Source organism: Streptomyces johnsoniae (genome assembly GCF_031845565.1).
Taxonomy (GTDB): domain Bacteria; phylum Actinomycetota; class Actinomycetes; order Streptomycetales; family Streptomycetaceae; genus Streptomyces; species Streptomyces johnsoniae.
Genome location: NZ_JAVREV010000021.1, coordinates 49,962 through 74,272, shown reverse-complemented (window position 1 = coordinate 74,272; position 24,311 = coordinate 49,962). Strand labels below are relative to the sequence as shown.

General features: G+C 71.8%; 25 protein-coding genes. 6 read left to right on the top strand and 19 right to left on the bottom strand.

Going from position 1 to position 24,311, the window contains the following annotated elements:
• Window positions 1-140 precede the first annotated feature (140 nt).
• From RM779_RS29300 to RM779_RS29260, 9 genes are all read right to left on the bottom strand, one after another.
• A complete protein-coding gene (locus RM779_RS29300) occupies window positions 141-923 on the bottom strand; it encodes a tryptophan 2,3-dioxygenase family protein (RefSeq protein ID WP_311620812.1) in 783 nt (260 codons plus the stop codon).
• The gene (locus tag RM779_RS29295) at window positions 916-1,863 is read right to left on the bottom strand and encodes a diiron oxygenase (protein WP_311620811.1); all 948 of its coding nucleotides are present in this window, start codon (window positions 1,861-1,863) and stop codon (window positions 916-918) included. The genes RM779_RS29300 and RM779_RS29295 overlap by 8 nt, the downstream gene beginning before the upstream one ends.
• Window positions 1,860-3,140, bottom strand: a complete 1,281-nt coding sequence (locus RM779_RS29290) for an aminotransferase class I/II-fold pyridoxal phosphate-dependent enzyme (protein ID WP_311620810.1) — start codon at window positions 3,138-3,140, stop codon at window positions 1,860-1,862. Before RM779_RS29290 ends, RM779_RS29295 begins: the two co-directional genes overlap by 4 nt.
• Entirely contained in the window at window positions 3,137-3,943 is an 807-nt protein-coding gene (locus tag RM779_RS29285; protein WP_311620809.1) for an SDR family NAD(P)-dependent oxidoreductase, read from the bottom strand. Before RM779_RS29285 ends, RM779_RS29290 begins: the two co-directional genes overlap by 4 nt.
• Window positions 3,944-4,073: 130 nt before the next feature.
• Entirely contained in the window at window positions 4,074-5,135 is a 1,062-nt protein-coding gene (locus RM779_RS29280) for an LLM class flavin-dependent oxidoreductase (RefSeq protein WP_311620808.1), read from the bottom strand.
• A 61-nt stretch (window positions 5,136-5,196) separates the two neighbouring features.
• Entirely contained in the window at window positions 5,197-5,706 is a 510-nt protein-coding gene (locus RM779_RS29275; RefSeq protein WP_311620807.1) for a flavin reductase family protein, read from the bottom strand.
• 243 nt (window positions 5,707-5,949) lie between these two features.
• On the bottom strand, window positions 5,950-6,396 hold the full coding sequence (locus RM779_RS29270) for a VOC family protein (protein WP_311620806.1): 447 nt from the start codon (window positions 6,394-6,396) through the stop codon (window positions 5,950-5,952).
• Between the two features lie 56 nt (window positions 6,397-6,452).
• Complete coding sequence (locus RM779_RS29265) at window positions 6,453-7,931, bottom strand: MFS transporter (RefSeq protein WP_311620805.1); 1,479 nt, start codon at window positions 7,929-7,931, stop codon at window positions 6,453-6,455.
• A 162-nt stretch (window positions 7,932-8,093) separates the two neighbouring features.
• Entirely contained in the window at window positions 8,094-8,555 is a 462-nt protein-coding gene (locus RM779_RS29260; RefSeq protein WP_077061263.1) for a TIGR03618 family F420-dependent PPOX class oxidoreductase, read from the bottom strand.
• A gap of 309 nt (window positions 8,556-8,864) precedes the next feature.
• Here RM779_RS29260 and RM779_RS29255 point away from each other — a divergent pair, with 309 nt between their 5' ends.
• Window positions 8,865-9,776 carry a helix-turn-helix transcriptional regulator gene (locus RM779_RS29255; RefSeq protein WP_311620804.1) on the top strand — a complete coding sequence of 304 codons (912 nt, stop codon included), beginning with the start codon at window positions 8,865-8,867 and terminating at the stop codon, window positions 9,774-9,776.
• A gap of 171 nt (window positions 9,777-9,947) precedes the next feature.
• Here RM779_RS29255 and RM779_RS29250 read toward each other — a convergent pair whose 3' ends face one another.
• Window positions 9,948-10,661: an SDR family oxidoreductase gene (locus RM779_RS29250; protein WP_311620803.1), complete on the bottom strand. Its 714-nt coding sequence runs from the start codon at window positions 10,659-10,661 to the stop codon at window positions 9,948-9,950.
• Between the two features lie 85 nt (window positions 10,662-10,746).
• The gene (locus RM779_RS29245; protein WP_311620802.1) at window positions 10,747-11,160 is read right to left on the bottom strand and encodes a nuclear transport factor 2 family protein; all 414 of its coding nucleotides are present in this window, start codon (window positions 11,158-11,160) and stop codon (window positions 10,747-10,749) included.
• A 130-nt stretch (window positions 11,161-11,290) separates the two neighbouring features.
• Here RM779_RS29245 and RM779_RS29240 point away from each other — a divergent pair, with 130 nt between their 5' ends.
• The 4 genes from RM779_RS29240 (at window position 11,291) to RM779_RS29225 (ending at window position 14,288) form a co-directional block, all read left to right on the top strand.
• The gene (locus RM779_RS29240; RefSeq protein ID WP_311620801.1) at window positions 11,291-11,647 is read left to right on the top strand and encodes a transposase; all 357 of its coding nucleotides are present in this window, start codon (window positions 11,291-11,293) and stop codon (window positions 11,645-11,647) included.
• A gap of 111 nt (window positions 11,648-11,758) precedes the next feature.
• Entirely contained in the window at window positions 11,759-13,198 is a 1,440-nt protein-coding gene (locus tag RM779_RS29235; RefSeq protein ID WP_311620800.1) for an ankyrin repeat domain-containing protein, read from the top strand.
• Between the two features lie 78 nt (window positions 13,199-13,276).
• Window positions 13,277-13,585 carry a muconolactone Delta-isomerase gene (locus tag RM779_RS29230; RefSeq protein ID WP_077061258.1) on the top strand — a complete coding sequence of 103 codons (309 nt, stop codon included), beginning with the start codon at window positions 13,277-13,279 and terminating at the stop codon, window positions 13,583-13,585.
• Window positions 13,586-13,598: 13 nt separating this feature from the next.
• On the top strand, window positions 13,599-14,288 hold the full coding sequence (locus RM779_RS29225; protein WP_311620799.1) for an EthD domain-containing protein: 690 nt from the start codon (window positions 13,599-13,601) through the stop codon (window positions 14,286-14,288).
• 118 nt (window positions 14,289-14,406) lie between these two features.
• Here RM779_RS29225 and RM779_RS29220 read toward each other — a convergent pair whose 3' ends face one another.
• Entirely contained in the window at window positions 14,407-15,276 is an 870-nt protein-coding gene (locus RM779_RS29220) for an LLM class F420-dependent oxidoreductase (protein WP_311620798.1), read from the bottom strand.
• A 173-nt stretch (window positions 15,277-15,449) separates the two neighbouring features.
• Between RM779_RS29220 and RM779_RS29215 the strand changes: the two genes are divergently transcribed.
• Complete coding sequence (locus RM779_RS29215) at window positions 15,450-16,301, top strand: helix-turn-helix domain-containing protein (protein WP_311620797.1); 852 nt, start codon at window positions 15,450-15,452, stop codon at window positions 16,299-16,301.
• Here RM779_RS29215 and RM779_RS29210 read toward each other — a convergent pair.
• From RM779_RS29210 to RM779_RS29180, 7 genes are read right to left on the bottom strand one after another with little or no spacing between them, the layout of a single operon-like run.
• Entirely contained in the window at window positions 16,270-16,596 is a 327-nt protein-coding gene (locus RM779_RS29210; RefSeq protein ID WP_311620796.1) for an STAS domain-containing protein, read from the bottom strand. The two genes, RM779_RS29215 and RM779_RS29210, sit on opposite strands and share 32 nt — an antisense overlap.
• Complete coding sequence (locus tag RM779_RS29205) at window positions 16,593-18,638, bottom strand: glycogen debranching protein (RefSeq protein WP_311620795.1); 2,046 nt, start codon at window positions 18,636-18,638, stop codon at window positions 16,593-16,595. Before RM779_RS29205 ends, RM779_RS29210 begins: the two co-directional genes overlap by 4 nt.
• Window positions 18,639-18,645: 7 nt before the next feature.
• Window positions 18,646-20,478 (bottom strand): AGE family epimerase/isomerase, encoded by a 1,833-nt coding sequence (locus tag RM779_RS29200; protein ID WP_311620794.1) that lies wholly within the window; start codon window positions 20,476-20,478, stop codon window positions 18,646-18,648.
• Window positions 20,475-21,080: a DJ-1/PfpI family protein gene (locus RM779_RS29195; RefSeq protein ID WP_311620793.1), complete on the bottom strand. Its 606-nt coding sequence runs from the start codon at window positions 21,078-21,080 to the stop codon at window positions 20,475-20,477. The genes RM779_RS29200 and RM779_RS29195 overlap by 4 nt, the downstream gene beginning before the upstream one ends.
• Window positions 21,077-21,505, bottom strand: coding sequence for a hypothetical protein (locus RM779_RS29190; RefSeq protein ID WP_311620791.1), 429 nt, complete (start codon window positions 21,503-21,505; stop codon window positions 21,077-21,079). Before RM779_RS29190 ends, RM779_RS29195 begins: the two co-directional genes overlap by 4 nt.
• A 20-nt stretch (window positions 21,506-21,525) precedes the next feature.
• Window positions 21,526-23,181 carry a thiamine pyrophosphate-binding protein gene (locus tag RM779_RS29185; protein WP_311620790.1) on the bottom strand — a complete coding sequence of 552 codons (1,656 nt, stop codon included), beginning with the start codon at window positions 23,179-23,181 and terminating at the stop codon, window positions 21,526-21,528.
• 37 nt (window positions 23,182-23,218) lie between these two features.
• Window positions 23,219-24,046, bottom strand: coding sequence for a type 1 glutamine amidotransferase domain-containing protein (locus RM779_RS29180; protein ID WP_311620789.1), 828 nt, complete (start codon window positions 24,044-24,046; stop codon window positions 23,219-23,221).
• Window positions 24,047-24,311 lie beyond the last annotated feature (265 nt).

Sequence of the window (24,311 nt, the reverse complement as noted above, 5' to 3'; positions counted from 1 at the left end):
TGCGGCACTTCCTCCAGGACGACGGCCCCCGCGCCTTCACGCTCATCGTGGACACCCCGAACGGTTCGTTCATACGCCGCATACCGCCGGCTTCCTGGCCCCGTTCCGCGCCCCCGTCGGGCGGGGGCGCGGAAGGGCGGCTAGTGGGGGGTGGCGGTCAGGGGGTCGGGGGTGCCGGACTCCCATAGTTCGGGGAAAAAGCGGCGGTGCATGCCCGCGCGGAGGTGGGGGGCGCCCGTGCTGCCGCCGCTGCCGGGGAGGGCGCCGATCTGGCGTTCCACCAGCAGGGTGTGGGCGGCGCGCCACTCCGCCCAGACTGTGTCGTGGTCCAGCAGGGTCTCGGCGAGCTGGGTGAGTTCCGGCAGGTCGTCGGGGTGCGCGGCAAGGTGGGCGAACGCCGTTCTGCGGCTTTCCCTGGTGGCCATGTCGAACCCGGCCTTGCCCAGCAGCGTCAGGAAGCCGTCCCACAGGCTCGGTTCGGCGTTGCGGCGCCGCAGCCGTTCCCCTTCCGCCGCGGCGAGGCCGGTGGGGAGGCGGTCGGAACGGGCCCAGGTGGCGCCCGACAGGGATTCGATCTCCCGGTACTGGGCGGACTGGGCGCCGCTCGCGGTGCCGAGGTGGCCTCGGAACGCGTGGAATTCGCGCGGCGGCATGGTGTGCAGCGGCCTGAGCCCGGCGATGAGGGCGCGGTCGATCTCCAGGCAGCGGGCGAGGCGGAGGCGGGCACGCCGCGGCTCGCCGTCGAGCATCAGGTCGCGGGCGTCGGCCAGTTCGGTGAGCAACTGGGCGAACCACAGCTCCTGCACCTGGTGGACGGTGATGAACAGCCGCTCGTCGTGGACGCGGGCGGCGGAGGGCGACTGGAGGGCGAGGAGTTCGGCTATGCGCAGGTAGCTGGAGTAGGTGGGGCCGGGCTCAGTCATCGTGGTCCTCCGGCTCGCGCAGCCCGTGGGCGGCGAACGCCTCGGCGACGCCAGGCAGTTCGAACGCTCCGGCCTGGGCCGCGAGTCGCACGGTGGCGCGGGAGACGGTCTGGATGCGGGCGGTGACGGCCGTCTCACCGTAGGCGTCGGCGAGCACGGCGCGGGCCTGGTCCTCGCCGAGCCCGGCGAGCCGCAGCGAGGTGTGCACCGGGCCCAGGTCCCAGTCGAGGGCGGCGCGGATCATCGCGGGCAGCGCGCGGCCCGCGGCGATGCGCCGCCGCTGGTCGAGCCGACCCCATAACTGGAGGAAGAAGGCGGAGAAGAAGCGGTGGTGGCGGCCCTCGTCCTTGGCGTGGTCGCGCATCAGCTCGCGCACGGTGCTGACGACGGTCGGGTCCTGCGGCACCTCGTTGAGGACGGCGGTGATCAGGGTTTCGAAGACGACCGCCTGCAACTGCCCGGCCAGCAGGGGGTCGTCGGGCAGCAGGGCGCGTCCGGCGGCCTGGAGGGCGGTGACGAAGCCGCCGTAGTCGACGTCGGGCACGGCGATGCCGGTCACGTTCGCGACCTGGTCGGCCAGGTCGAGGCTGTAGAGGGCGTGGTAGCCCTCGTCGCAGTACACCTTGAAGGCGTCCATGCGCAGCGCGGCGGAGAAGTCCATGCCGACGCGGCCGTTGGCGACCGGCTCGGCGGCCCCGTTGACGACGCGGGTCTCCAGGTGGGTGGTGGCGTGCAGGAACTGGTAGAGGTGGCGAACGGTCAGCTCGCGTATGCGCTCGGGCGGCAGGGCGCGGACCTCGGGGTGGTCCAGGTGCGGCACGAGGGCCTCGGGGAAGAAGACGCGGCCCTGTTCGGCTTCGGCGTGGAAGATGCGCCGGACGCCGCCGCGGACGCCCGCGGCCTCGTACCAGCGGTCGAGTGGGCCCGGAGACGTGGTCACGGGCGGTTTCCCTTCTCGTGGTCAAGCCCCGTGTCGTGCACGTGGGCGGCGATGCGCCGGATCGCCTCGGCGACCAGCGCGGCGTCGAGGGTGTGGCACAGCCGGAACCAGCCCGGCCGCGGGGAGTGGAAGGCGGCCCCGGGCAGGATGCTGACGTGGGCGGTCTCGAACAGGTCGCGCCACAGCCGTTCCTCGGCGGCGAAGCCGTCCGCGGCCGGCTGCTCGGGCCCCGGCAGCCACGCGCCGAGGTCGAGCCACACGGAGAAGCCGGCCTCCGCGGGGGCGTGCGGCAGGTCGTGGCGGCGCAGCAGGTCGGCGGCGTGCCGGTAGCTGGCGCCGAGCCGGCGGCGGCCTTCGGCGAGGAAGCCGGCGACCCAGGCGGGGTCGTCGAGGAGGCCGGTGAACACGTCCTGGGTGGCGGTGGATACGGGCGCGAAGTAGGCGAGCGCGCGGGCGGCGGCGAGCACGTCGGGGCGGCGGGTGTGCAGGACGCCGGTTTTCAGGCCGGGCAGCGCGAAGTCCTTGGCGAAGCCCCAGACGAGGTGCGTGCGTTCGGCCCAGTCGGGGTTGACCGCGGGGTCGAGCGCGCTGGTGAACGGGCGGTCGCCGAAGACCGCGTGCGCGTAGATCTCGTCCGTGACGAGGTCCACGTCGTGCTCGCGGACGACGTGCAGCAGGTCGGCGAGCACCCCGGGCGGGTGGACCTCGCCGATGGGGTTGGACGGGGAGGACAGGGCGACGGCCCGCACGACCGAGCCCGCGCGCCTGGCCTCGGTCAGGGCGCGGTCGACGGCCTTGGCGGTGAGGCGGAAGCCGTCGTCCGCGGACAGCAGGGCCGGGACGAGCGTGGCGCCGGAACGGCCGCCGAGGTCGGTGTCGAACGCGCCGTAGTAGGGGGCGGGCACCACGATGACCTCGCCGGGGTCGCACAGCACGGTGGCGATGGCGTCGAGGGCGCCGGTGGCGCCGCTGATGACGACGAGTTCGTCCGCGTCGATCGGGGCGCGGCACGTTTTGGTGAGGAGTGCGGCGATCCGCTCGCGCAGGGCGGGGGCGCCGTGCAGCGGGGCGTAGCGGGCGGTCTGCTCGGTGGGCGGGGGGAGTTCGGCGAGGCGGGCGCCGACGAGGTCCCACAGCAGCCGGTTCTCGGCGGTGCCGAGGTTGAGGTAGCCGCCGGGGCGCAGCCGGGGGTGGTAGGGCTCGGCCTCGGCGCGGAAGTGGGCGTCGGCGATGGCGGGGGTGTCGGCGACCAGGCGCGCGGACTGACGGGAGATCACGCGGCGCCTCCGGTAACGGGGTTGGCGGTGAGGAGGCCGGGGTGGACGCCCAGGCCCATGGAGGCGTCGATGACGGCGCCGTGCAGTGCGGCGGAGTGCTCCCCGGCGAGCCAGTAGGCGAGTTCGGCGATCTCCTCGGGGCGGATCAGCCGCCCGCCGGGCAGTCCGGCGGTGAACGCGGCGCGGCGTTCCGGGCCGAGCGGCCTGAGGGTGCTCGCCTCGAACATCTCCGTCTCGACGGCGCCGGGGCACAGCGCGAAGACGTGCACGGGGGTGTGCACGAGGTCGGCGGCGAGGTGCCGGGTGAGGTAGGCGAGTGCGGCCTTGCTCATGCCGTCCGCCGGGTGGAAGCCGGGGAACTGGCCGATGCCGCCGCCGACGCTGGCGACGTTCACGATCTTGCCGTGGCCGCGTTCCCGCATGCCCGGCAGCAGTTGCTCGATCAGCCACAGCGGGCCGACGGCGTTGATCTGGAAGAACGCGGACGCCTTGGTGTGCGCGGGGCCCTGGGCGTACTGCTCGACGGTCTGGGAGCCGACGGCGGCGTTGTTGATCAGGACGTCGACGGGGCCCGGGAGTGCGGCGAGCAGCCGCTGGTGGGACTCCCAGTCGCCCTGGTCGAGTTCGAAGGCGGCGGCGCCGCGTCCCTCGGCGGCCAGGCACGCCACCAGCTCCTCGGCGCGCGCCCGGCCGCTCCGGTAGGTGAACCAGACCGTGGCGTCGCCCTCGCGGGCGAATCGTTCCACGCAGGCCCGGCCGATGCCCGTGGACCCTCCGGTGATGAGCACGTTCCCAATCGGCATGTATGTTCCTCCGGCGTAACGGATGGGTCCGCAACGTAATCCCAAGGACTTGAGGCCCACAAGGCGCGCACGTCCCGGTACCCGCGGCCGGGGGGAGGTCCGGCCGCGGGCAGGGGCAGGGGCAGCAGGGTCAGGAAAGGTGCGGCACCACCTGCTCGGCGAGCAGCCGCATGGCGCGCATGGAGTCCTCCACCGGCATGTCCCCGCTGGAGACGAGGAAGCTGATGGTGAGGTCGTCGCCGTACAGGTCGCGGACCGCCGCCAGTTGCCCGCGGATGTGCTCGGGGGTGCCGACGAGGACCTTGTTGTCCCGGATGTGCTCGTCGAACGGGTCGCCGCCCTCGGGCGCCTGCGTCAGCTGCTCGTAGCCGCGGTAGGCGCTGCTGCGGGTGGTCTTCCAGTCGGCGACCGCGTGGGCCAGCTTGGCGCCGATCCTGGGGTCGTAGTGGCGGCCGCGGCGGTACGCCTCCTCGCCGTCCTCGTCGATGTAGACGTTGTAGCTCATGTGGACGTTCTCGCCGCCGGGTTCGTGGCCCGCGTCGGCCCACGCCTGCCGGTAGAGGGACAGCATGTGCTGGGTCTGCTCGGCGGAGTTGATGCCCGGCACCATCATGAGGCCGAAGCCCGCCTCGCCCGCGGCCACGCAGGACTCGGGGGTCCTGGCGGTGGCGACCAGCACCGGCGGGTGCGGCTGCTGGTAGGGGCGGGGCAGCAGCGTGACGGGGCCGAAGGAGTGGAAGGTGCCGTTCCAGACGACGTCTTCCTCGGCCCACAGCCGGCGGCACGCCTCGATGCCCTCGCGGAAGCGCTCGTGGCTCTCGTCGATGGGCACGTTGAACGCCTCGAACTCCGAGGGCAGGAACGCGCGTCCGAAGCCGACCGCAAGGCGCCCCTTGGAGATGTTGTCGAGCATCGCCAGCTTGCCGGCCAGCTGCACGGGGTGGCTGAACACGGGGAGGACCGCGCCGGTCACCAGCTTGATGCGTTCCGTGCGGGCGGCCACGGCCGAGAGGAAGGCCACGGGGTCGGGGCTGTAGCCGCCGTAGTAGGTGAAGTAGTGCTCCACGGTCCGCACGTGCCCGTAGCCGAGTTCCTCGGCGAGGACGGCGAGGCGCAGCGCCTCCTCGTAGTAGTCCACCGCGCTCTTCTCGTCCGGCGAGATGACGGGTGCGAGGTCGATACCGAACTTCACTGGTGCTCCCTTGGTGTGGGTAGGAGAGGGCTTGAGCCGGTCCCGCCGGGCTGGCGCGGGGTCAGTTCCCGGTGGCCGCGAGCTGCCGCGGGGGCCACGTGAAGTACTGCCGGCGGTGGTACATGAGGGGTGTGCGGTCGTAGACCGCGCCGTCGCGGACGAGGCCGACGACGATGGTGTGGTCGCCCGCGCGGATCGTGCTGTGTACCTCGCATTCGGCGTGGGCCACGATGTCGTCGGCGAGTACGGGGGCGCCCGCGGCCCGCGCGGCGGGCCGCTGCCGGAGGCCGGCGAACTTGTCATCGGCTTTTCCTGCGAACGTCTGCGATATGCCGCCGCCCGAATCGGCGAGGAAGTTCACGACGAAATGGCCGGCGTCGTGGACGGCGGGCAGCGTCGTCGATTCCTCGTCGAGGCAGACGAGCAGCATCGGCGGCTCGACCGACAGCGCGGTGACGGTGTTGGTCGTCAGCCCCCGGGGGTTCCCCTCGCCGTCGATGGCGGTGACGACGGCCACGGCCGTCGGGAGAGCCCCGAATATGCTGCGGAATCCATCGGTGTCAATCTGCATCTTCTCCTCTGCCTTCTCGTGTGCTGGCGATTCGCCAAATTCCCCTATCCATAGGGTCGCTCCGGCACGGCGCACGAGCAAGGCGCATTTAACGTAATGCGGAATTGACTTCCCGGACGGCCTTCCCCGGACGACCTCCTCCGGGCGGCCTTCCCGGACCGCGGCGAAGCACAAAAAACGGCGGCGCCGCAACGCGGATTTCGCGTTACGGCGCCGCCGGGGTGGCGGGGAAGCGGCTTTTCGTTACTCCCACTCGGCCTTGAAGACCTCGATGATGTTGCCCTCGGGGTCCTGGATGAAGAACGCGTTCGTCTGGATCGGCGGGTAGGGGGCCAGGTCCATGACGATCGGCAGGCCACGGGACACGGCGATCTCGTGGGCCTTTTCGACGTCATCGACGTGAATGCTCAGCTGACTCACGCCGAGTACCGCGTTGTGATTCGGCGGCAGCGGCCTGTCGACCTTGACGATGGTGTCGTTCTGCACCAGCTCGATCGACAGGTCGCCGTACCGCAGGAAGGTGGCGGTGACGCCGTAGTCCTCGAAGTTGTGCGTCAGCACGTGCTCGAACCCGAGCTGCTCGATATACCACGTGGCCATTGCCTCCACATCGGCCACGGAAAGGCCGACGGACAGGAAGCGCATCCGGCTGAGCAGGACTTCGGAGCTTCCGGAGGTGTGCTGGCTCATGACAGGGGTCCTCTCTCGATGGGCGTGGGTCGCACCGCTGACGCGTCAGCGGTGGGTCAGGAGGGGGTGGGTGAGGCGGCGGCCTCGGGCCGTGCCTCTGCCTCGGTGGCGGGCGCCGCGGCCTTCGGCGTGGAGGTGCGCAGGCCGAGCCAGGAGATCAGGATGCCGACGACGCCGAAGATCGTCGCGGTGAGGAAGCTGACCTGGAAGCCGTCCACCCGCGCGGCGTCGCTTGTGCCGTTGGTGGCCGCGGTGAGGACGCCGCTGATGGCGGCGGCGCCGATCCCGCTGCCGATCTGGAAGGAGGCGATGATCATGCCGGAGGCGATGCCCTGTTCCTCGTCCTTGACGCCGCTGACGCCGGCGATGTTCATGGTGGAGAACGTCAGGCCGTTGCCGATGCCGTGCAGGATGAGTCCCGGCATCAGGATCAGGGCGTAGCGGGCGTCCGCGCCGACGGCGATCCACAGGCCGATGCCCAGGGTCTGGGCGGTCATGCCGAGGACGGCGACGGACCTGATGCCGATGGCGGAGACCAGCCGGCCGGTGACGAAGTTGGCGACCACCACGACGGTGAGGCCGTAGGGCAGCAGCTCGATGCCGGTGCGCAGCGCGCTGTGCCCCAGAAACTCCTGGAGGTAGAGCGTGGCGGCGAAGGCCCAGCCGATGCTGGAGCTGGCGAACGCCAGGGCCAGCACGTTGGCCGAACTGCGCGTCCAGGAGCGGAAGAGGCGCAGGGGGACGGCCGGGTCCGGATGGCGGTTCTCGACGATGACGAAAAGGATCAGGAGCAGGACGGCGCCGCCGAGCGGGAGCAGCGTCGTCGCGCTGAACAGGCCGTCGTGCGGAATCTGGACGAGGCCGAAGACCAGGAGCAGGGCGCCGGCCGTGACCAGGATGGTGCCGCCCGCGTCGTAGGAGCGGCGCTCGCCGCTGGGCCGGTCCGCCTTCAGGGCGAACGGGGTGGCGATCATGACCGCCGCGGCGAGCACGGAGGGCACGAAGAACACCAGCCGCCAGTCCGCGGTGGTCAGCAGGCCGGACAGGACGAGGCCGAGGCTGTAGCCACTGGCCGCGGTCGCGCCGTAGATGGCGATGGCGCGGTTGCGTTCCGCGCCCTCGCGGTACGTCGTCGTGATGATCGACAGGGCGGCCGGCGCGGTGAACGCGGCGGCGAGGCCCTTGACGATGCGGGAGGCGACCAGCAGCGGGCCCTCGGAGACGAGGCTGCCGGCGAGGCTGGCGGCCGCGAACAGGCCCATCGCGATCAGGAACGTACGCCGCCGGCCCAGCAGGTCCGCGGCCCGGCCGCCGAAGAGGAGGAACCCGCCGAACGCGACGGTGTACGCCGACACCACCCACTGGAGGGAGGTGTTGGACAGGCCGAGGTCCTCCTGGATGCTCGGCAGCGCCACGCCGACGACCGAGGTGTCGAGGGCGTCGAGGAACATGGCGGCGCACAGGACCGCGAGGGCGAATCCCTTGCGCGAGTCTATCGCCCCGCCGGTGGCGGCCCGGTCATTCACCTGCGCCATAACGGGCCTCCCTGTCATTCCCATTACTGGACATCGTTTCCCTTTCGCGTGGTCGCATGTCAGGGGCGGTTCGGGCGCCGACCGGGCACGTTCTCCCGGGTTTCTTCCGGGCTTCTCCGGGTCTTCTTCCGGCTCTTCTTCCGGGTCTCCGGGTTTTCCTGGTCAGGTGGTCTGTGCGTCCTCGGGAAGGCCGGGAGGGCCTGCCGTCCAGGGCCCGACACCGCCGATTTTTTCGATCCTCACCCGCATGACATATCCGCCGAGGGTGCTCAACTGATCGGGCGGGAACTGTGCGTCCTGCCCCATGTAGGTGCGCGCGAGGCGCCGCAGCAGGCTGAAGGCGCCCCCCTCGGTGACCTCGGCGGTGCCGTAGACCACCAGATATTCACGCAGGCCGCTGCCGTGGAATCCGTCGCCCTCGATGGTGAGGGCGACCCGCTCGTCCTGCTGGAGGTTCTGCGTCTTGCGCCACGCGTACATCGACGCGAAGACGATGTCTCCCCCGTCCATGCCGACCCACACGCCGGTGACGTGCGGACTGCCGTCCGGATTGAGGGAGACGACGTGGGCAAGCGCAGGTGACTCGATCAGGCGCCGAGCCGATTCCGGCAGCGCGAAGGCCATGTCCTTCTCATCAGGGGAACCGCTCATGTTCCGTCCTCCCAGGCAATTTCCGACTACCGCCGAGATTGATGTGCTGAGACATCAACAGCTTGCCTTTCGACGGCGGTCTCTCCCAGAAATCGGAGCAATGCCCCGTGCACTACGTGCACTTGACGTTGCGGCGTTCCGTGCCCGCACGCGAAAGGTGCGCGCGAGCCTGCCGGATGAGGAACGCGTGGCCATGCAAGGAGCATGACGTTCCGGCCGCCGCCGTGCCTGCCCCTGTCAGGTGCAGGCACGGCGGCGGGGTCGCGGGGCATGCTTGAGGGCATGGAGCAGCGAACGGAACTCGGGAGATTCCTGCACTCGCGGCGGGCGCGGCTGAGCCCGGAGGCCGTGGGGCTCATCGACTACGGCGGCCTGCGGCGTGTGCCGGGGCTGCGGCGCGAGGAACTGGCGCAGCTGGCCGGCGTCAGCGTCGGCTACTACACCCGGCTGGAACAGGGCCAGAGCCCGAACGCCTCGGAGGCGGTGCTCGACGCGCTGGCCCGCGTGCTGCAACTCGACGCGACGGAGCGCGCCCACCTGCACAGCCTGGCGCGGCGCAAGCCCCGCACCCGGCGCCGCACCAAGCCGGAACAGGTGCGGCCGAGCGTTCAGTTGATGGTCGACGCGTTCGGCGGGCTGCCCGCGCTTGTCGTGGGCCGTTACGGCGACATCCTCACGTGGAACCTGACGGCGCACGCGCTGCTGGCCGACCACCTGGCGTTCGACGCCCCGGCGCGCGCGGCGGACCGGCCGAACGTGGCGCGGCTGGTCTTCCTCGACCCGCACGCGCGCGAGCTGTACGCGGACTGGAAGCAGAAGTCGCATGACACGGTCGCGGATCTGCGGCTGACCGTGGGCAAGTACCCCGACGATCAGAACCTGGAGAAGCTCGTCGGCGAACTCTCGTTGCGCAGCAAGGATTTCGCCTCGCTGTGGGCCGTGCATCCGGTGCGCTCCTGCGAGCGCAACACGCGGGACTTCCAGCACCCGCTCGTCGGCCCGATGACGCTCACCAACGAGCTGATGAGCCTGCCCAACGACGACGGACAGCGGCTTTCGGTGTTCACCGCGGAGACCGGCTCGCCGTCCGAGATCGCCCTGCGGCTGCTGGCCGACCTGGCGCAGGACAACGCGGGCGGGCGGCGCGAGGCGAAACGTCCCGCGGCGCGCCGCAAGGAGCGGGCCCGCGGCTGAAGAGGCAGGGAGAGCCATGGTGACAGGGCCGTCGGCCCGGCGCGGGCGTGCCCCCGCTCCGCCGCCGCCGCAGCCCGCAGGCGTCCGCGAACCCCCGGCGCGGGCCGCCCCGTCCGGTCCGGCGGCACACCCCCCGAGGTGTCGCCGGACCGGATGTTCCTCCCGGGGCGGCTACCAGTCCAGCGGGCGGCCGTCGCGGAAGAAGCCGCCGGTGGGCCCGTTGTCCGGCAGCTCGACCGCCCACATGACGCTGCGGGCGCCCTCGGCCACCGGCCGGCCGCCGGGGCCGCCCATGTCGGTGGCGACCCAGCCGGGGCAGACGGCGTTCACCAGGACGCCGTGGCCGCGCAGGTCGGCGGCGAGCATGCGGGTCGAGGCGTTGAGCGCGGCCTTCGACACGCAGTAGGCGGGGGCGCCGGCGCCCATGCCGGATATCGAGCCGCCGCCGCTCGATACGTTGACGATGCGGGGGTGCGGGCTGTCGCGCAGCAGCGGGACCAGCGCCAGGGCGGTGCGCCAGGCGCCGAGCAGATTGGTCTCCAGGGCCCGGCGGACGACGTCCAGGTCGGCGGTGGCCGGGCGCTGCCACGTGTCGTAGAGGATCGCCGCGTTGTTGACGAGGACATCGCAGCGCCCGTACTCGGCGGTCAGCCACCGCGCGAGCGCGGTGACGGTCTCGTCGTCGTCGACGTCGAGTGCGGCCGGCACCACGTCGAGGCCCGCCCGGATCAGCGGCTCGGCGGCGGCCTCGCCCTTGGCCGGGTCGCGGGAGCCGAGCACGGCCGTGTAGCCGGACTCGGCGAGCCGGCGCACGACTTCGAGGCCGATGCCGCGATTGGCACCGGTGACGACGGCTACGGGCGAATGTGCTGGCGACGCTGGCAATGCGGCCTCCCAGGGGGAATTGAAGCGGAACGGTGCCCGCGCCACGGCGGCGCGGGCACCGGCGAAACCATAAGAACGAGCGGGACTACCGGGCGCGAATGGCCCGGATGATCTGGGAAGGATCGGTGTAGGACTTCCAGCGGGTGATCTTTCCGTCCCTGATGGTGAGCCACTGAATGAACTCTATCTCGAACGGCAGACCCGTCTCCTTGACGGTGCCGGTTTCATGAATCACCCCCATGGCCTCCTCGCCGTCCACGACGAGCCGGACCAGGGACTCACTGCCCACGTTCACCACGCCCACAAACGTCTGGAAACTCTCCAGCACCTCGACGGGGCCGCGGCAGGTGCCGATCCATGCCATGTCGTCGTTGAAGCCGGGTACCGGCGAGTAATTGATCCATTCCACATCCTCGTCGAGATATCCCAGGGCCCGTTCGATGTCGCCGCCGGTCAGGGCATCGAACCAGCCGGACGCGACCTCGCGTGTTCCACTCACAACGCTTCCCCAATCTGGACTCACCGGACGTTTCATTCCTCGTTCGATCGTGACCCGCGGGTTCGGCGGAAGGCAACGAGAAGTGCACGAAGTAGCGCGACGCGCAGGGACACACAGGGAGGAGATGACGATGGGCCGTCCGCCCGCGCTGCCGGTCGAGGACAAGGTGTGGATCGTGCTCCAGGTGCTCGCCGGATCGATGTCCGCGGCGGAGGCGGCCCGCCGCAACTCCGTGTCCGGGCAGACCATCAGCACGTGGAAGCGGCAGTTCGTCGAGGGCGGCACGGCCGCTCTGGCCGGCGACCGCCACGACCCGCTGCGCCACGTGCAGCAGCTGACGCGCGAGGTGCGGCAGCTGAAAATCGCGCTCGGCGAGGCGCATGTCGAAATCAGAAAGCTGCGCCGCTCCCCCGCGCACCGCCGCACGGGGCGCGCGGCACGCACCGCCGCACGGCACGCGCGGCGCGGAAGTAATGCTTCGCGGTGACTGCGTCAACTTGCACATGCCTCCGCGGCGCGGCGCCGTGGTCTTGGCCCGCGGGGGCGGCCGCGAGTTAACTCATAGACGACCGAGACGAGAAGACCGCGGGAGAAGCGTATGGCCGGCACGGAAACCACACGAGCGCTTGTCGTGAAGCTCTTCGCCGACGTGGCGGACGGAAACGTGGACGGCGTTCTCGGCGCGATGTCGCCGGACGTCGTCCTCGAATTTCCGGGCAACGACCTGAACGCCCTCATACCGGGTTACGGAGTATGGGAGGGGCGCGCGGGATTCGCCGAACACCTGCGGCTGCGCAGCGCATTCGTCGACATCGTCGAGTTCAGGCGGCGCGGCATTGTCGTGGACGGCGACCACGCCGTCGTCGCGACCACCCAGTTGATCAGGCACCGGGCGGGCGGCACCCTGGCGCCGACCGATTTCACCACCTCGCTCACCTACGGGGAAGAAGGTCTCGTCACCCACTGCAAGGTGGTTTTCGATTCCTCGGCCGAGGTCGCCATGTACCAGGCCGAGACCAATGCGCTGCTGCTTCCCGCCATTCGAAGCGGAGACCTCGGCGAAGTGCGCCGCATTCTCGGTCACCGCGCCGACCCGAATCAGCGCGACGGGGAAACCGGCCTCACCGCCCTCCAGACCGCGGCCGGACTCGGCGCGGGCGGCGTCGTGCGGGCCCTGATCGAGGCGGGCGCCGACGTGCACTCGGGCGACAGCAGGGCCGGCGGCACGGCGCTGCACAAGGCGGTGCAGCGCGGCGACCTCGACACGATCAGGGCCCTGGTCGCGGCCGGCGCGTTCGTCGACGCGGTGGCGCCCACCACCGGGCACACGCCGCTGATGGACGCCCTCTGGTACAAGTGGCCGGACGTCGTGGCATACCTGCTTGAGCTGGACGCCGGGCTCGGCCTGCACACGCACTACGGCTTCTCGCTGCGCGAGCACTTCGAGTACGAGCTGAACGTCAACACCCTCGGCAAGGAGAAGCTGCTCGCCGCCGAGAAGCTGCTGGCCGACCGCACCCGCGGCGACGAGCGGGCCGCCGAGGAACAGCGGCTGATGGCGGCCGTGACCGCGGGCGACACCGCGGCGGTGCGCGCCCGGCTCGCGGAGGGGGCGCCCGTCGACGCCAGGTTCCCCGTGGTGAACGGCTTCAACGACGCGCACACGCCGCTGCTCGTCGCCTGCCGCGACGGACACACCGACATCGTGCGGGAGTTGCTGGCCGCGGGCGCGGACGTGAACGCGAGCGAGCCCACGTTCGGCGCGGTCCCGCTGCACAAGGCCGTCTACAACGGCCACGCCGACATCACCCGCCTGCTGGCCGAGGCGCCCGGCACCGACCTGGACTTCCAGGGCGCGACGAACGGCTACACGCCGCTGCACGACGCGCTGTGGCACGGGTACGAGGACTGCGCCCGGGTGCTGCTGGCCGCGGGCGCGCGCACCGACCTCGTCGGCCACGACGGCAAGACGCCGCGGGACATCGCCGCCGAGACCTTCGGCGCCGGCCACCCGCTGGTCGCCGAACTCGGCCGCTGACGCCGTTCCGCACGCATCGCCCTTCCCACCACGTCACCTCACCTCACCTCAACTCACCTCTTGCCGCAAGGAGTCGGAATGCTGTTCTACGTCCAGATGAAGTGGAATCACGAAGGCCGTATCACCCTCGACGAGCTGTGGGAGATCGAACGGGAGGAGGCCGAGCACGCGCAGGAGACGGTCGACTCGGGCTTCTGCGTGGGTATCTGGAAGGTGGCCGCGCAGAAGCGGGTCATCGCCATCATCGACTCCCCCGACGCCGAGGAGCTGGACCGCACGGCCCTCGGCCGGCTGCCCATGCGGGAGTACCTCGAATTCGAAGAGGTGTGGCCGCTGCGCGGCTACCTCGGATTTGCCGAGGACGTCAAGCTCCGCTACCAGGTCTGAGGGAGTGAGTGCCATGATTCATCAGTTGATTTTCGCGGCGCCCAAGCCCGGCATGTCCGTGCAGGAATTCCAGCGCTACTGGGTCGAGGAGCACGCGGTCCGCTACGCCGCCAAAATTCCGCAGATCAAGCGCTACGCGGTGGACACCACGATTCCGCAGCCGGGCGAGAACGCGCTGTGGAGTGGCGTCGCGGAGATCTGGCTGGAGAACGAGGAGGAGCAGCTGGCCTCGTTGCAGACGCCGGAATTCCTGGAGGGCGCCCGGCTCGACGAGCCGCGCTGGGCGGCGTTCTGGCAGTCGGTCGTCCTGGACACGGACACCGAGGTCCTGGTGCAGGGCGAGCCGGAGAGCGCGGTGCAGCCGGGTGTGAAGCTGATCGTGCTCGGCAAGCGCAGGGAGGGCATGACGCGGGAGGAATTCCGGCGTTACAGCCGCCGGATGCACGTCCCGATGATCACCGGGCTCCCCGGCGTGCGGCGCTTCTACCAGTCGTTCACCCGGGACGCCTGGTACAGCGTCAGCGAGCCGCCGTTCGACGTGGCGTACCACATCTGGTTCGACGACCTGGCGGCCGTCGCGGCGGCGCGGCAGGCGCCGGCCATGGCCGCGGTGCTGGACGACCGCAGGCACTTCCTCAACGAGCACTACGTGCACACGCTGCTGGTCCGTCAGCACTGGATCATCGGCCCCGAGGCGCGCTGAACCGGCCGGGTCGCACCGCGGGGAGGCCCATCTCCCCACGCCGGTGAGCGCGCGGTCCCCCGCCCCCCGCACCCGTCACGGGGCGCGGGGGACCCCGGCGTTCCCGCCCAGGACCGGCTCAGGCGGCGCCCTGCCAGGACTCCATGGCCGCCCGCCAGGTATCCAGGCGGCGCAGGGTGTCGTCCCTGGTCCACGGGTCGGCGAAGAAGAGGACGCGCTCCGGCCCGAGAGCCGCGGCCCGGTCAAGCTCCTCGCGGCTGCCCTCGGTCACGAAGAAGCTCACCGCGGGCGCCGGCACGCCCCGTTCGGCCGCGAGCCGCCGCAGCGCCGTGACCTCCGCCTCGACCCGGTCGAGGTCCCACAGGGGCGGCAGCATCCAGCCGTCGGCGAGGTCGAGGACGCGCCGCGCCATGTGCGGGCTCCAGCCGCCGAGCAGCACCGGCGGGCGGGGCCGCTGCACCGGCTTGGGCCAGGAGTGCAGCGGGCCGAAGTCGACGTACTCGCCGTGGAATTCGGAGACCTCGCCGGCCCAGATGCGGGTGATGGCGATGAGGCGTTCGCGGAGCACGGCGAAGCGGCGGGCCGGGTCGGTGCCGTGGTTGCGGACCTCCTCGGTGATCCACCCGGTGCCGACGCCGAACTCCAGCCGCCCCCCGGAGATCAGGTCCAGGCTCGCGGCGGCCTTGGCGGTGACGATCGGATCGCGGGTGCTGAGCAGGGTGACGCCGGTGCCCAGCCGTATCCGGGTGGTCGTCACCGCCATCGCGGTCAGCGCGACAAAGGGGTCGAGCATGTGGGAGAAGTAGCGCGGCATGTCCCCGCCGTCCGGGAGGGCTATCTTCTGGGCCGGGATATGGGTGTGTTCCGCGACGAAGACGGAATCGAATCCGCGCTCCTCGGCCGCGCGGCCCAGATCGACCGGCGGGATCGCCTTTCCCCCCGGCGTGTTCGTTTCCGCCGCGACGAACGCGGAGAGCCCGTACTTCATTGCGGAACTTCCTCTCGCACAGGGGGTCCGGGCGGCAGATTACCGGCCGCGCGAAGTCCGTTCCAGACCATGGCAAAAGCCGGAAAAACCGCATGCGAGTCCACTTTTTTGTACTGCCTTTACCGAGCCGGTCTACTCTTGACTGCTGCCGTCGCCGACTGGGGGATGAATCCATGGACGCACGAAGCGAACTGTCCGGCTTCCTGCGCTCGCGCCGGGACAGAATCCGGCCCGAGGAGCACGGGCTGCCCGCGGGGGAACGGCGGAGGTCGCCGGGACTGCGGCGCGCGGAAGTGGCGCAGCTGGCCGGTATCAGCGTCGATTACTACATCAGGCTGGAGCAGGGAAAAGCCGACCGCCCCTCCTCCGCGGTGCTCGACGCGCTGGCGCGGGCGCTGCGCCTGGCGGCCGACGAGCGCGACCACCTGTATCTGCTGGCGCGCGCCGGGAGCGCGCCGCCGCGGGCGGCGCCGGTGGAGCGTGTGCGGGACGGGGTGCACCGGCTGCTGAGCGTGCTCGCGCCCACGCCCGCGTACGTGCTGGGGCGGCGCATGGACGTCCTGGCGTGGAACGCGACGGCCGCGGCGCTGTTCGGGAACTTTCCCGCGGCGGCGGGGCGGCGGAATCTGGTGTGGCACGTCTTCCGCGATCCGGCGGCACGTTCGCTGTACGTCGACTGGGAGCAGGTCGCCCGGCAGGGCATCAGCCATCTGCGGCTGTCGGCCGGCCGCCACCCCGGCGATCCGGGCATCGCGGCCCTGGTGGCCGAACTGTCGTCGGCTGACGAGGAGTTCCGCGATCTGTGGGCGCGGCACGACGTGCGGGCCCGGGGCAGCGGCAGCAAGGCGTTCGACCATCCCGTGGTGGGCCGGCTGACGTTGGACTACGAGGCTCTGCAACTCCCCGACGGCCCGGACCAGCACCTCATCACCTACACCGCGCCGCCCGGCAGTTCCTCGCAGGCGGCGCTCGACCGGCTGGCGGAGACGGCCGTCAGTTCCCCGGCTGCTCGTCGAGGAGGGTGACGGACTCGGCGAGGCCGCCGTGGCGCAGCGTCTCGCGGAACGCGGGGGTGGCGCCGAGGACGAAGATCTGTGCGGTGGGCGGCAGGTGCTGCTGGGCGAACGCGATGCACCGCAGGCCGGCCGCGGTCAGGGCGGGCAGCCGGCGCACGTCGAGGACCAGGCGGCGGGGGGCGTCCTGGACGGCGTGTTCGACGTGGCCGCGGAATTCGGCGGCGGCGGCCTCGCCGGTGAGGTCGCCGGACAGGGTGATGACGGCCGAGCCGCCGGAGGTGCCGCTCGTTGCGTGGAAGGTCATGGCGTTGCGTCCTCCTGATGCGGGTGGGGGTGCGGGTGGGGCTGCGGGTGGGGTCTGGCGACGAGCGCGATGGCGCTGTGGGCGGCCAGGGTGAACAGCGGCCCGGGGCAGGCCGGTTCCTCGCCCGGCCGGTGCGCGTCGCGGCCGGGGGGCGCGGCGGTGTCCGCGAACAGGTGCCACCGGGTGCCGGGCGGGGCCGCGGGCGCGCGCACGGTGCGCGTTCCCCCGCCGTTGTGCGCGGCGACGAACACGGCGCCCGGCCGGTGCGGTTCGTCGTCGGTGAACAGAACGGTGAGCGGCGCGGCGCCGCCGTCCGCGCCGGGCGCCGCACGGACACCCGCGTGCTCCTGGCGGTGCAGCGCGGGCGTGGCGCGGCGGAACGCCAGGCAGCGGCGGACGAAGCGGAACAGGTCGCGGCCCCGGTCGGTGTGGGGCAGCGACCAGTCCAGCCAACTGGTCGGCGAATCCTGGCTGTAGGCGTTGTTGTTGCCGCCCTGGCTCCTGCCGAACTCGTCACCCGCGGGGAACATGGGGATGCCGCGGCTGGTCAGCAGCAGCAGGAACGCGGTGCGGGCCTGCCGGGCGCGCAGCGCGCGGATCTCCGGGTCGTCGGTGGGGCCTTCGTGGCCGCAGTTCCAACTGTCCTCGTCGGCGACGCCGTCCGTGCCGCCCTCCCCGTTGGCCTCGTTGCGGCGCCGCTCGTAGGTGGTGAGGTCGGCGAGCGTGAACCCGTCGTGGCAGGTGATGTAGTTGACGGAGACGCTGGTCGGGCGGCCCGGGTACAGGTCGGGCGACCCGGCCACGCGGGCCGCCAACTCAACGGCGCTGCCCGGCCGTCCGGCGAGGAAACGGCGGATGCCGTCCCGGTAGCGCATGTTCCACTCGCCGAAGCGGCCGTGGTGGGGGAACGTTCCCACCTGGTAGGCCCCGGCGGCGTCGGTGGCCTCGGCGATCAGCCTGCGGCCGGCCAGGACGGGGTCGCGGGCGATGTCGGCGAGCAGCGGCGGGTCGTCCATCGGCGCGCCGTCCGGGCCCCGGGTGAGGATGGCGGCCATGTCGAAGCGGAAACCGTCGACGTGGTACTCGGTGACCCAGTGCCGCAGGCAGTCGAGGATGAACGCGCGGGTCGCCGGATGGTTGGCGTTGACGGTGTTGCCGGTGGCGGTGAGGTTGCGGTAGGAGCCGTCGGGGCCGAGCAGGTAGTGGGCGGCCTCGTCCAGCGCGCGGAACGACAGCAGCGGCCCGCGGTGGTCGCCCTCCGCGGTGTGGTTGAAGACGACGTCGAGGATGATCTCGATGCCCGCCGCGTGCAGGGACTTCACCAGCTCCTTCAGCTCGGCTCCCGGCCCGCCGGGCCCGGTGTCGGCGGCGTAGGCGCTCTTGGGCGCGAAGAAGCCGACGGTGTTGTAGCCCCAGTAGTTGGGCAGCGGCGCGCCGGTCGCGGGTGAGGTGAACGTGTTGTCGGTCTCGTCGAACTCCTGTACCGGCAGCAGCTCGACGCAGGTGACGCCGAGCCGCCGCAGGTAGGGGATCTTCTCGCGGAGCCCGGCGTAGGTGCCGGGCTCCGCGACGCCGGAGCCGGGGTGGCGGGTGAAGCCGCGGACGTGCAGTTCGTAGATCACCAGCTCGCCGGGCGGGACGCGGGGCGGCCGGTCCTCGCCCCAGTCGAAGGAACGGTCGGGGACGGCCGAACGGTAGGCGGGCCGCGTTCCCCAGGGCCCGGCGCCGGCCAGCTCGGCCGCGTACGGGTCGAGGATCACCGGGGAGCGCCCGTCGCCGCCGGGCCAGGGCGCGACCCGGTAGCCGTAGTGGAACAGGGCCTGGTCGAGCCCGGGCACCGTCATGGCGAAGACGTCGCCGACGCGGAACGCGTCGGGGAAGCGGATCTCGCGCAGGACCGCGCCGTCCGCCGGCCGCATGAGCACCAGCCAGACGGCGCGTGCGGTGGCGGAGCGGACGGCGAAGCCGACGCCGTCCTCGCGGACGTGGGCGCCCAGCGGGTACGGGTCGCCGGGCCGGACGGCCGGGGCGGCGGCGGGCATCGCGCGCTCACCCGCCGCCCGGCCGCACCCGGGCCTGGACGGTGAGCCGTTCGGTGCTCGCGGGCAGCCGCACCGTCATCGCCTCGGGGTCGAAGTCGTCGTAGGGCGCGCCGTCGACGAGGACGCGGTCGAGCACGACGCGTCCCGGCGGGAACACGTCGGGCGAGACGCGCAGCAGCCGGCCGGGGAAGGCCGCGTCGGCGCGGGGCCTGAACCACAGGTCGAGCGGCTCGCGGTGGACCAGCAGCCGGGTGTACACCTCAGCGAGGAAGCAGAGTTCGGCCTTGTGGTACATGCTCATCGCGTGGCTGCCCTTGAGGCGTTCGTTGCCGAGCAGATAGGGGATGCCGGAGGCCAGGACGGTGAAGAACACGCCGCCCTCGTCGTGGTCGAGGAAGAAGGAGTTGTAGAACGCGGAGGATTCGCGGGCGTGGCGCAGGAAGTCGTCCGAGCCGGTGTTCCCGGCGAGGATCAGGTAGGCGAGGATGGCCTGTTCCTGCTGCCACCACGTCTTGTGGTCGTGCCAGACGAACGCGTGCCGCCCGCCCTCCTGTTCGCGTTCCAGCAGGTCGTACCAGCCGCCGCGGCGCACGTCGCGGCCCACGTCGGGCATGGCCCTGCCGATGCGCTCGGCCAGCTCGCGGTACTCGCGCTTGGGCAGGGCGCCCTGCATGCGCATGAGGTTCCAGGCGATCTTCAGGTTGTGGCCGACGACGGCGCGGTCCTGCTGCCAGCCCCAGGTGCGGTCGGGGGTCCAGTCGCCGTGGAAGCGTTCGTGGACGAACGGGCTGGGCCGCGCGGAGCGGTCCGGCAGGTGGGTGACGATCATGTCGAAGGTGTGCTCCAGCATCCGCAGATGCTGCGGGTCGCCGGTCGCCAGGTACAGGTTGAACAGGTAGGCCGGGGCGTGGTCGCCGACCGAATTCCAGTTCTTCCGGGCCCGGTTGGGCCCGAGGGAGTCGTGGAACGGGCTGAGGGTGACCGGGTCGATGTGCGACCAGTAGCCGCCGCGGTCCTGATCGCGGAAGTACCGTTCGAAGAGGCGGAGCGTGGCCTGGACATCGGCGAGGATCTCCGGCGCGCCGGTGACCCGGTAGGTCTGGACGAGGCCGACGAGCGCGTAGATCTGCTCGTAGGCGGGGATCGCCCGGTAGTCGTCGCCGAACTCGGAGGCGAACAGCTTGTGGTCGCGCGGCCCGGTGTTGTCCATGCCGTGGTACCAGTAGACGACGTCCTCGTCCGGGTCGGCGAGCCGCAGGTGGTCGTGCAGGTAGCGGGAGCCGCGTTCGGCGACGGTGAGGAAGTCCTCCTCGCCGCTCAGCAGGTAGGCGGCGGCCATGCCGTAGACCATGCGGGAGATGGTGTCGGCCTCCTGCCTCGGCCCCGCGCCCTTCTGCCCGTTGCCCAGGATCTCGGTGCGGTAGTCGCCGAAGTCCGGCTCCCCGTCGCCGAACTGGGAGCGCCGGTAGAACGCGGCGAGCTGCCGCAGCTGCCCGGTCCACCAGCCGGCGCGCTCGAACGGCCAGCCGCCGTCGGGCCCCGTGACGACGGTCAGCTGCGCCGCCTGGTGGTGCGGCCCGCCGTCCGCCGGGTAGATCGGGCCGTGGCAGAAGACGAAGCAGCCGGGCAGCAGCACGTCGTACAGGCTGCCGCTGACGTCCTCGTACGGCTCCCCCAGGTTGCGCAGCCGCCGGCCCGAGGTGGTGGCGGTGAGGTGGACCGTGACCGTTCCGCCGTCCAGGGTGCGCAGGTCCACGCGCCGGTCCTGCCGCCGGATGACGTACCCGGCGGTGGTGTCGGAGAACGTGAACGCCGCCTGCGGCTCCCCGCCGCCGCTCACGGCGCGGCCTCGGCGGCGGGCGGGTCGAGCCGGTCGATGAGGGTGCGGGCCAGCAGGTGGCACTCCTCGACGGTGCGGCTGGTGACCAGGTCGCCGTCGACGACGACGTCCAGGTCCGTGTAGTGCGCGCCCATGTTGCGGACGTCGCCCACCAGGTTGTTGTGGCAAGTGACCTCGCGCCCGCGCACCAGGTCGGGCGCCGCGGTGAGCAGCAGCAGCGCGTGGCAGGAGAACGCCTTGACCAGCTGCGGCATGCGGAACGCCCGGCGCATCAGCTCGACCGCGGGCGCGAGGCGGTCCACGTCCTCGCTGTACCGCAGCCGGTCGGCGACCTGTCCGGACGGCACGACGAGGGCGGAGAGCCCGGACAGCTCGGCGTAGTCCAGCCGTTCCAGGTCGCCGGCCACCACGACGGGCGCGCCGCGGTCGTGGCCGGTGAAGCGCAGCGAGGACTGGCCCCACAGCCGGGTCAGCAGGGCGACCTCGGCGCCCTCCTCGGCGAAGCGGCGCTGGTAGTAGGAGAGTTCCTCCTCCACGAAGTCGTTCTCCACCAGGATGCCTATGCGGCGGCCGGTCAGCCGGCCGCCCGGATGCGTGCTCATCGTTCCGTCCCTTGCACGTCGCGGGTGGGGTGGGGCGCGGTCCGCGGCTGGACCGCGATGGTCCTGATGCGGGGGACGCCGTCCTGGAGCACGACCCACCACTCGTGGCGGGCCGGCGGCACGTCGCCCGCGCCGGCCACGGCGACCGAGGCCAGCGCGTGCACGGGCGACTGCATGTGGACCTGGATACCGCCCGGTTCCGGCCGGGCGCCGGTCAGCGGGCGGCAGGCGCCCGTGCGGTACCACCGCTCGAACTCCTGCCGGCCGCGCAGGGTGGTGGTGGGCAGGTCGATGCGCAGGCCGTTGGCCAGGTGCGGCAGCAACTGCTCGGCGGGAACGCCGCGTCCGAGCGCCTCGTACCAGTCGCGCACCAGCGCCTCCACGGTGGCCGTGGGCGGCGTCGAGCGGGCAGCGGGCACGTTCACTTGGGTCTCCTCGTTGCCGTTCAGTCGATGACCAGGTCGATCAGGTACGGGCCCTCGTGCGCCCACATCTCCGCCAGCGCGGGCGCGATGTGGTCGTGGCGGTCGACCCGCCGGGCGGGCACGCCGAGCGCGGCGGCCAGGTCGGCGAAGGCGATGGCGGGCCTGGTCAGGTCGAAGGCGTCGGGCGCGTCGTGCGGCCGGATGCCCAACTCGGCCCAGTACTGCTCGATGTTGAGGTCGAGCAGGCGGTAGCGGCCGTTGTTGCAGATGACGAACTTGGCGTCGATGTGCTCCCGCGCCGCCGTCCACAGGGCCTGGAAGGTGTACATGCTGCCGCCGTCCCCGGTGAAGCCGACGACCGGCAGTTCGGGGCGCGCCAGCTTCACGCCGAGCGCGCCGGGGATGCCGACGCCCAGGGAGCCGCCGCGGGTCTGGAAGAACGTGCCGGCCACGCGCGGCGGCAGGTGCCGGGCCAGCGGCGCGCCCGCGGTCAGCGCCTCGTCGAACACGGCGAGGCCGGGCGGGGCGGTCTCGGCGAGGGTCCGCACGAACGCGTCGAGCAGCGGCTCCGCGCCGGCGGGCGCGGGCGCGGGCGCCGGGCGTGCGGGTTCGCGCGCCTGCGCGGTCGCCTGCCCGGTCGGCGGGCCGGTCAGCGGGCTGGCCGGCGGGCCGCCGGGGTGCTGGCCGAGTGCGTCGGCCAGGGCGGCGAGCGTGAGCCGCGGATCGGCGACGAGGCCGATGTCCACGGGGAAGTTCTTGGCGATCTCGTAGGCGTCCAGGTCGATGTGGACGATGCGGGCCTCGTCGCGGAACGGGCTGGTCAGCGAGGGGAACACCTCGGGAAAGACGTAGGTGCCGACGATCAGCACCGCGTCGGCGTCGCCGACGACGCGGGCGCTGCTGGCGCCGAACATGTGCCCCAGCTCCCCGCCGTACAGCGGGTGGGTGGTGTCGAAGTTGACCTCGGATGAGTTGGCGCCCCACACCTTCGCGCCCAGCCGTTCCGCCACCCGCGTCAGCTCCTGCTGCGCGCCGGAGACCGCCACGCCGTCGCCCATGACGATCAGCGGGCGCGCGGCGTCCGCGAGGACGCGGGCGGCGCGTTCCACCGCCTCCGGGGCGGGGCGGGAGCGGATGTCGGGGAGGCTGGTCGGCACGGCGGGCTCGCTGGTCATGCGGTCCAGCACGTCGGCCGGCAGGACCACCACGACCGGTCCGCGCGGCGGCGTCATCGCGATCTTCACGGCGCGCCGCAGGACGCGCAGCGTCGAGTCGGGGTCGACGACGCGGGTGGCGTACTTGGTCACCGGCTCGGCCATCGCGACCAGGTCGGCCGCCATCTGGCCGTCCATCGCGTCGTAGCGCACCCCGGCCTCGCCGACGAGCACCACGAGCGGTGAACCGCCGCGTTTGGCCTGGTACAGCATGCCGATGCCGTTGCCGAGGCCGACGCCGCTGTGCAGCTGGACCAGGCCCGGGCGCCGGGTGGCGCGGGCGTACCCGTCGGCCATCCCCACGGCCGCGCCCTCGTGGAGCGCGAGCACGTAGGAGAGGTCGAAGCGGCCTCCTTCGTCAAGGAAGCCCTGCTCGACGGTTCCTGGATTACCGAACATGTACGAGATGCCATCCGCCGCGAACTGCTCGAAGATGGCGGTCTTTCCGGGCCTGGCAGGCATGCTGGCCGTTCCTTCCGTCAGAGGTGGGTCGGTCGGGTCACCAGCCGTGGCGGCGCAGGCCGTTGTCCAGCACCTCGACCATCAGCGCGCCGGAGGGCGCCGAGTCGGGCGTCGAACGCGCCGTGACGAACGGGTAGTCGACGATGACGGAGGTCTCCTTGCCGACGTTGCCGTGGAAGCCGCCGTCCGGGCCCGTGGCGTCGCGCAGGATGTACTCCAGCGGGTACGGCGGCGGGCCCATGTTGAAGTCGACGCCGAGGAAGCCGGTGCCGTCCTTGTAGTCGTACTCCTTGGGGTGTCCGGTGACGTGCTTGCCCCACAGCAGGCTGGCGCGCGACTCCACGTCGCGGGCGAAGGCGAGCACGGCCACGCCGTAGCACTCGGCGAGGATCGGCTTGTCCGCGGAGACGAACGCGAGGACCAGTTCGTGCAGCCGCTCGTTGTTGGCCAGGTCGACGATGGGGCCGCTGCCGCCGACGATGACCAGGCCGTCGAAGCCGGTCACCAGGTCCAGCACGGCCGCGTCCCGCCTGGCGTGGTAGTCCTCCAGCTCCCGCAGGTGGTTCAGGGCGCTGTAGTAGGGGCGTTCCGGGATCAGGTCGGCGAGGCTCAGCGGGTTGTCGAGGCGGCTCGACTCGTCCAGCTCGCGCGCCCTGCGGGCCATGTCCCGGGTGGTGACGGACCGGCCGAGCGGCGGGTCGATGTACTCGGCGTCCAGGCTCGGCGGCAGCGCGTGCGCCCGCTCGCCGGTGGGCGTCGCGAAGGTGACGCGGTACCCGGCGGCGTCGAACGCCTCGACGGGTCCGACAAGTTCCTCACCCCAGTAGCCGTACTCGGAAAGCACGACGAGTATTTGCTTGGGCACGGGCCCTCCCACGTTTGGATTCCGGTGGCCTGAATTCCAGGACGTTTCCCAGTAGAGCCGCCGCCCGGCGGGCGCGGCAAGGAGCCGCGGTACGGGCGCGACCACTTGTTCAACTTGCCGGAAAGTCGCGGCGCGCGGCCCGCCGGGAAACAACCGGCCGCGGCGCGGGCCACTTGCACGAGTTGACGCAGTGAGCGGCTTTTGTGGTGCGTTATTGCCGTGCGTGCGGGAGTATTTCGCACTCTTGGACGGGACAACCCGCCAA

Coding starts and splice junctions, on each gene's coding strand:
- RM779_RS29225 (WP_311620799.1), top strand. CDS start 13,599: ATGATTCATCAGTTGATTTTCGCGGCGCCCAAGCCCGGCATGTCCGTG.
- RM779_RS29215 (WP_311620797.1), top strand. CDS start 15,450: ATGGACGCACGAAGCGAACTGTCCGGCTTCCTGCGCTCGCGCCGGGAC.
- RM779_RS29265 (WP_311620805.1), bottom strand. CDS start 7,931: ATGGCGCAGGTGAATGACCGGGCCGCCACCGGCGGGGCGATAGACTCG.
- RM779_RS29235 (WP_311620800.1), top strand. CDS start 11,759: ATGGCCGGCACGGAAACCACACGAGCGCTTGTCGTGAAGCTCTTCGCC.
- RM779_RS29230 (WP_077061258.1), top strand. CDS start 13,277: ATGCTGTTCTACGTCCAGATGAAGTGGAATCACGAAGGCCGTATCACC.
- RM779_RS29185 (WP_311620790.1), bottom strand. CDS start 23,181: ATGCCTGCCAGGCCCGGAAAGACCGCCATCTTCGAGCAGTTCGCGGCG.
- RM779_RS29205 (WP_311620795.1), bottom strand. CDS start 18,638: ATGCCCGCCGCCGCCCCGGCCGTCCGGCCCGGCGACCCGTACCCGCTG.
- RM779_RS29285 (WP_311620809.1), bottom strand. CDS start 3,943: ATGCCGATTGGGAACGTGCTCATCACCGGAGGGTCCACGGGCATCGGC.
- RM779_RS29240 (WP_311620801.1), top strand. CDS start 11,291: ATGGGCCGTCCGCCCGCGCTGCCGGTCGAGGACAAGGTGTGGATCGTG.
- RM779_RS29220 (WP_311620798.1), bottom strand. CDS start 15,276: ATGAAGTACGGGCTCTCCGCGTTCGTCGCGGCGGAAACGAACACGCCG.
- RM779_RS29300 (WP_311620812.1), bottom strand. CDS start 923: ATGACTGAGCCCGGCCCCACCTACTCCAGCTACCTGCGCATAGCCGAA.
- RM779_RS29195 (WP_311620793.1), bottom strand. CDS start 21,080: ATGAGCACGCATCCGGGCGGCCGGCTGACCGGCCGCCGCATAGGCATC.
- RM779_RS29260 (WP_077061263.1), bottom strand. CDS start 8,555: ATGGCCTTCGCGCTGCCGGAATCGGCTCGGCGCCTGATCGAGTCACCT.
- RM779_RS29275 (WP_311620807.1), bottom strand. CDS start 5,706: ATGCAGATTGACACCGATGGATTCCGCAGCATATTCGGGGCTCTCCCG.
- RM779_RS29255 (WP_311620804.1), top strand. CDS start 8,865: ATGGAGCAGCGAACGGAACTCGGGAGATTCCTGCACTCGCGGCGGGCG.
- RM779_RS29270 (WP_311620806.1), bottom strand. CDS start 6,396: ATGAGCCAGCACACCTCCGGAAGCTCCGAAGTCCTGCTCAGCCGGATG.
- RM779_RS29210 (WP_311620796.1), bottom strand. CDS start 16,596: ATGACCTTCCACGCAACGAGCGGCACCTCCGGCGGCTCGGCCGTCATC.